The sequence below is a fragment of the Butyrivibrio sp. WCE2006 genome, assembly GCF_000701985.1.
Classification (GTDB): domain Bacteria; phylum Bacillota; class Clostridia; order Lachnospirales; family Lachnospiraceae; genus Butyrivibrio.
The window spans coordinates 37,745-44,961 of the sequence record NZ_JNKH01000026.1 but is presented as its reverse complement, the minus strand read 5'-3'; the positions used below and the strand labels follow the sequence as shown (position 1 = coordinate 44,961).

Annotated in this window: 4 protein-coding genes; all 4 read left to right on the top strand. The window is 41.1% G+C overall.

Annotated elements, in window-relative coordinates; all coding sequences use genetic code 11:
- On the top strand, positions 1-566 hold a 566-nt coding region (locus tag T501_RS14010; RefSeq protein WP_044915473.1), incomplete at its 5' end, for an Ig-like domain-containing protein.
- Between the two features lie 281 nt (positions 567-847).
- The gene (locus T501_RS20360; RefSeq protein ID WP_050008323.1) at positions 848-1,693 is read left to right on the top strand and encodes a response regulator; all 846 of its coding nucleotides are present in this window, start codon (positions 848-850) and stop codon (positions 1,691-1,693) included.
- Between the two features lie 17 nt (positions 1,694-1,710).
- Positions 1,711-3,762, top strand: a complete 2,052-nt coding sequence (locus T501_RS14000; protein ID WP_044915471.1) for a hybrid sensor histidine kinase/response regulator — start codon at positions 1,711-1,713, stop codon at positions 3,760-3,762.
- Positions 3,759-7,217, top strand: a complete 3,459-nt coding sequence (locus T501_RS13995; protein WP_050008322.1) for a DegV family protein — start codon at positions 3,759-3,761, stop codon at positions 7,215-7,217. Before T501_RS14000 ends, T501_RS13995 begins: the two co-directional genes overlap by 4 nt.

Here is a 7,217-nt window from a genome sequence, read left to right as displayed (position 1 = left end):
GACTTAAAGTATCCCAGTCAGGAACGACTATAAAAGTAGCATGGGGAAAAGTAAAAGGTGCAGGCAGGTACGAGGTATATGCAACTTACTGTGGATCAAAATTTAAGAATTCTGTGAAGACAGTATCCGGTTCCAAGGACTCAGTTACTATCAAGAAGCTAAATGGAAAGAAGATTGACCTTACCAAGAATTATAAAGTCTATGTGGTTGCTTACAAGGCATCAGGAACCGCTTATATAAAGACAGCAAAGAGCATAACGGCACATATCGTAGGCGCTAAGAATACAAGGTTCTCCAATGTGAAGAGTATAAGCCTTAGTAAGAAGAAGTTTTCTCTCAAGGAGGGAAGCACCGCAACTCTTAAGGCAAGCTGCAAGCTAGTGGATCCTAAGAAACGCATGCTTAGTGATGCACATGCACCGACCTTCAGATATGCTTCAACAGATAAGAATGTTGCAACTGTGAGCAGCAAAGGCAAGATTACAGCCAAAGGAAAAGGCACCTGCTATGTATATGTTTACGCCAAGAATGGCTATGCAAAGAAAGCAAAAGTTACAGTGAAATAAGTTTAAGAGTAATCGGAGGCATCGAGTTAAGGTGCCTCCGATTATTAGTACATTGTCATTTGTTACATCAATTCTGAATAGTTCCTAAAAAAAACATAAACAAACGCATTTTGGGTAATTTTCGTTGTAGAATAATAATAGGCTAAGATTGTTTTAAAGGCTTCCCACACCAAAAAAGGTGTGGGAAATTTTATAAAAATACGTTAAATAAGGTATTGAAAATTGTAAAAAAACCAAACCTTACGACTTAGGCAGTGATACAGTATTTTGGAGGGGTTAAGATGCTTGAGCAGTCTAAAAGAGTTATTTTTTTAATGGAAAAATCAAGTATTGTCATAAGCGGACTTGAAAAAAGACTTAAAGCAGATAATTACACTACATATTCTATATCCGGTAATTTTGACAGGCTGGAGAATTACATAAAAAATGCAGGGGTATTTATCATATATAATCCTCAGGATATTCTTTATGCCAAGTATGGGCATAAGAACATGGCTCATATCAAAGACCTGATCGTGGACAATAACGGTTTTATCATTTTTATCGGAGATGCAGGGGATAAGGAAGTTCTGGTGAATGAATTTCCTGAATTTGCATCCTACAAATGGCTGATCCGCCCTGTGGAGCCTGAAGCGTTCTGCAACGTAGTTGATGAAGTAATGGAAAACTACGAAAAGATACAAATGAGGAAAAAAGCTGTTGAGGAAAGCGGTGGACCTAACCCGGATGAGGCAGCACTTTCGAATGACGAAGACGCAGATACAAGAAAAAGAGTCCTTATTGTTGATGATGATCCCTCCTATGCAATGATGGTGAAGACATGGATCAAAAGGTTTTATAAGACAGATGTGGTAACGGCAGGAATGCAGGCAATCACATTTCTTCTGAAAAAACCGGTTGATCTGATTCTGCTGGATTATGAGATGCCTGTGGTTGATGGGGCGCAGGTCCTTCAGATGCTGCGGCAGGAACCCACGACAAAAGATATTCCGGTAATATTTCTCACAGGCGTTAGCACAAGAGAAGGAGTGGAGAGGGTAATGGAACTGAAACCCGCAGGTTATGTGCTAAAATCCACTACACGTGAGAGTCTTCTTGCTATTATTGATGAAAAGATTGGTCAGTGACCGGCGGGGGGAACCCTATGGATCGAAGAAACAATAATATATATATTATCTCGTTGGTGTCCATTTCATGTATTGCCCTGGTATTTGAGGGGAGTGTTCTCAAATGGGAGTTTTGGGTTTCACCGCTTATCATAATTGGAACAGTCTCCCTGTGGGTCATGCATATCACAGAGAGGCCTGAAGAAAACATTCGTGAAGTGTGCTATCTCATCTATGCCATGATGGCATCTTTTTACCATGGAATTCATGAAACAAGTTATGTAGATATCGCAATAGTTATCAGTTTCATCATGGTCGCATATTCTCTTATGGACCGCTTTTATATGATGCATCTGCTTCTTGCCGAATATATTTTTTTGCTGCTTATACAGATCTGGCTTGGCATGATCGGTGGGTCAGTGACTTTCGATTTTCTGACTGTTTCAAGGACCATGCTTCATTTTGTCGCAGTACTTTACGTGTATACAGGCTGCTGCAAGGCTATTCAGGGACGAAGCGAGATGCAGGAACGCCTTAGCCGGATGCAGGAGCATATGCATGAATATGATCAGGATATGGAGGATTTCCTTTCCAATATTTCTCATGAGCTAAGAACTCCGGTCAACGTCGTCAGTGGAATGTCTGACCTTCTTCTGAAAAAAGGTTTTGGCGGCGAAGTAAATGCAATAAAAGAGGCCGGTATTCGTCTTTCTAATCAGATTGAAGACATCCAGGATTACACGGAAACCAGAAGAAGTGCCATGATTCTTGAAGAAGAAAACTATATGAGCACATCTCTTATTAATGATGTGGTAACAAGTTTTCGCATGGTTTCTGATAAAACAGATCTCGAACTTATCGTCGATATGTCCCCTGATGTCCCTACAATGATGTGTGGGGATGTGAAAAAACTTCATAAGATTTTCAATCAGCTGCTGTCAAATGCCTTCAAATTTACCAGGCACGGCGGCGTATATGTAAAGCTGACTGCGGAAAAAATGGAATATGGCGTAAACCTTATTCTTGAAGTGACAGATACCGGAATAGGCATGAGGCAAAAGGATGTGGATTCTGCATTCAATGGTTTGTTTCAGGTGAATAAGCAAAGGAACAGAAGCTCAGGCGGCGTGGGCCTTGGACTTTCTATCGTTTATGGATTCGTTCACAGAATGAATGGATTTATCAAGATTGAGAGCGAGTATGGAAAAGGAACCACCGTGAGGGCAACCATACCTCAGAAGGTTGTTGATCCAAAGCCATGCCTTAAAAAGGATGATTCATTCTCCGGAGATATTTTGTTCCACGTAAGACCTGACAAGTATAAGGTTGCCAGGGTTAGAGATTTCTACAGTGATATGGCAACAAATCTTGCTACAGGTCTGCAGATACCGCTATACCCTGCAGAGACAATAAAAGATATCGAGAGACTATGCGATAATCTTAATGTCTCTTTTATCTTTATGGGAGAGGAAGAATACAAAGCCAATTCAAAGTATTTTGATGAACTAAGTAAAGGTGATATCATCCTCGTAGTATCAGCAGATCACGGATTCAAGCCCAAAGCCGGAAGCCGTGTAATGGTTATGCCTAAGCCTATTTACGCTTATCCTGTCGTAAAGATATTAAACGAAGGACTAAATGCCGAGAATATAGAACTGGGTGATAATTACAAGCCTCCGGAACTGGATGGAATAAGGGCGCTTGTTGTGGATGATGAACCCATGAATCTCGTGGTTGCAAAAGGCCTTTTTGAAGACTACGGAATGATAGTTGAAACCGCAAGAAGCGGCAAGGAAGCTATAAGTAAATTTAAAGCAGACGACATAGACCTGGTATTCATGGACCATATGATGCCTGAGATGGATGGTGTTGAGGCGATGCATCGCATCAGATCTGAGGCAGCTGTGATGGGTAAAAATGTAATTGTTATTGCTCTTACAGCCAATGTGGTATCAGGTGCAAGGGAGATGTTTGTCAAAGAGGGCTTTGACGGATTTATAGGAAAACCCATAAGTCTTCCGGATTTTGAACGTGTTATGTCACGTGTACTTTCCAAAGTGCGTATGGCTGAGGGAGGTGCAAAATCATGAGTGTCAAAGATTTTATCCAAAGAATACTGACAAACATAAATAGTGAAAACAGAAGCTTTTCAGAAAGAGTGTTCATACTTCTCACAATAATATCCAATGTTGCGGTAACCATTGCCCTGATAGTGGATGTCATTATGGGTGCAAATATACTCAAAATCATAAGTTTGCTCATAATGGTTGTAGTTACGCCTATACTGATGACGCTCTGTGCCTATCATAGAAAGTTCCAGCTGATTGCGAAGATAATAATTGTCGGAGGAATATTTATTGTACTTCCAATGGAGTTTTTCCTTGGGGGCGGTGCGGAAGGCAGCGGAATACTCTGGCTGTTGTTCGCCTTTTTTTATATTGGAATGGTACTTTCAGGTCACATAAGAAATGTGATGCTTTCATTGATGCTGGTTTTGGCGCTTTCCTGTTATTGCCTGGAATATTTTTATCCTGAGCTTGTGCTGTACCAGAATCGCAATGAATTTTTCATAGATTCATTCATTTCATTCATTCTGGTGAGCCTTGTTTTATTTGGTATGGTTTCCTATCAGACTCGTATGTTCAGAAAGGAAAATGAAAAGGCTAAAAAGGAAGCAGAGAGAGTTGAAGAACTTAACCAGTCACAGAACCGCTTTTTTTCCAGCATGAGTCATGAAATAAGGACTCCCATCAATTCGATTTTGGGGTTAAATGAACTCATTTTAAGGGAAGAGAATATATCAGATGAAGTGGCAAAAGATGCACTTGGAATACAGGGTGCAGGAAAAATGCTGCTTGCGCTTATTAATGACATTCTTGATTTTTCCAAGATGAAGGCAGGAAGCATGGAAATAGTCCCCGTGGATTACAACGTGGGAGACCTGGTTTCCGAGATTGTAAATATGATATGGCTAAGGTCCAGGGAAAAAGGTCTTGACCTGAATGTCAGTGTTGATCCGGGTGTTCCTTCGATCCTTTACGGCGATGAAGTCAGGATCAAACAAATCCTCATCAACATACTGAATAATGCAGTCAAATATACCAGAGAAGGAAGCATAGGTTTTCATATTGAAAGCGAGACTGCAGGGGAAAATGTTGTATTGCTTCGGATTTCGGTTTCCGATACGGGCATGGGAATTAAGAAGGACTATATTCCATATCTTTTTGATGCCTTTAAACGAGTGGATGAAGAGAAAAACAGACATATAGAAGGAACCGGACTCGGACTAAGTATCGTCAAGCAGCTCGTGGAGATGATGGATGGAAGTATCTCTGTAAATAGCGTATACGGTGAGGGGTCCACCTTTAATGTCACTATAAAACAGGGCGTATCTGACCCTACGGCAATCGGAGAACTGAGTATACAGAATTACGGAAAAGTTAAAAAGCATGCCTATGAATGCTCTTTTACAGCTCCGGAAGCCAGTGTTCTCATCGTTGATGATAATGAGATGAACCTGGAAGTAGAAAGAAAGCTTTTACTTGGGACAAAGATGCGCATAGATGTTGCTACCAGTGGGGAAAAGGCTCTTGAAGCTACAGTTGATACCAGGTACGACATTATTCTGATGGATCATCTTATGCCTGAGATGGATGGAATTGAGTGTCTTAATCAGATCCGCAATCAGGTAGGAGGACTTAATCAGCAAACCCCTGTGATCATTCTTACGGCAAATGCCGGAAGCGATAACAAAGAACTATACAGTCATGCAGGTTTTGACGGTTATCTTGTAAAACCGGTATCCGGTGAGGCCCTGGAAGAGATGATGATGGGGCATATTCAGGGGGATAAGATTGATGTAAAGAGCCAGACAAGGCGTATGCAGGGGCAGACCAATGCCACCGCCGGGTATAACAGGAAGATACCTGTTGTTATCACTACCAGCAGTATGTGCGATCTTCCTGATGCATCTATGAGGGATCCACGTTTGCCTATCCTACCCTTTGTTGTTAAGACTGAGGATGGAGTATTTAAAGATGGAACCCAGATTGGTTCTGATGAACTGGTAAGGTATATAAATGACGGGAAAAATGCAGTGTCAGCTCCGCCTGAGACCGCTGTTTACACTGAGTTTTTCGCAAAAGCTTTAAAGAGAGCTCATCATGTTATCTATATTGCACTTACAACCAGTATGAGTGAGGATTACAACCGTGCAATCGAAGCCTCCAAAGCGTTTGATAATGTGACGGTTATAAATTCTGAATCCCTTTCCAGCGCCACAGGTCTGCTGGTTCTTATAGCATGTAAGCTTGCTCAAAGGGATATGCCGGTTGAAGAGATCATTGATGAACTCGAGATGGTAAAGAAAAAGATAAAGTGCAGCTTTATCATAGACAGTACTGATTTTATGAAAAGAAACGGCCGCATAGGTGTAGGAATGCACAGAGTAGCGGAGTCACTTAGTCTTCGTCCGTGCCTTAGATTATCAGATGATAAAGTAAAACTGGGCACAATCTGTGTGGGAAGTAAGTGGGATGCCTATAAAACCTATATCCGATCAGCTTTTCGAACAGGGCAGATACCGGATACGGATGTCCTTTTTATAACCTATGTCGATTTAAATGAAGAGATGCTTCAAAAAATCAGGAAGGAAGTATCTAATATAGTAGATTTTGAACATATTGTTTTCCAGAGGGCTTCTGCGGCTATTTCTTCCAACTGCGGACCGGGCTCCTTTGGACTTCTTTATTTCCTTAAAGGGGATAAATCCTACAATGTTTCATCTATTCTGCCTCTTCGGACTGATTTTAATGAGCCGGATGATCCTGATGATAAGAAAGATACCGGGAAAACAGCAAAGTCAGAGGCACTTTTCTTCAATGAGATTTATGAAGCCGGCAGGGATATTTTTACCAGAAATACTAAACCTAAAGGTGCAGATGATAACAAACCGTGGTATGCAAATATTGAAGGAATAGATGGCGAAACTGCAATTACAAACAGCGGTTCTGAGGAGTCATTCAGAACGGTGCTGGAGATTTTTTATAATTCAATTGATGAGAGAGCAAGGGAACTGGAATTTGCATATAAAGAGGAGGACTGGGGGAATTATACGATAAAAATTCATGCTCTTAAGAGTTCTTGTAAGCTTATAGGTGCTACCGCGCTTGCAGAAAAAGCTCAGAGCCTTGAAACCGCTGGTAAGGAAGAAAATATCGTATACATTCGGGATAAGTATGATGAATTTATGGAAGAGTATCTTTCATATAAGGACAGGCTTTCAGACTTATACAGTAAAAAGAGTAAAGGAAAGAGCGCCGCAGCATTAAAACCCATGGCAGATTCATTCCTTATGGACAGTGTCTATGAAGCGATATCCGCGGCTGCGGAAGATATGGACAGTGATGCCATAGATGAAGCCTTTTTGGAGCTTTCAGATTACGAGATTCCTGAGACTGATAAGGAAAAGTTCGATGAGATAAAGAGACTTGCATCACAATATAATTACGACGGCATCGTCAGCCTTCTGTCTGAAGAAAAATAA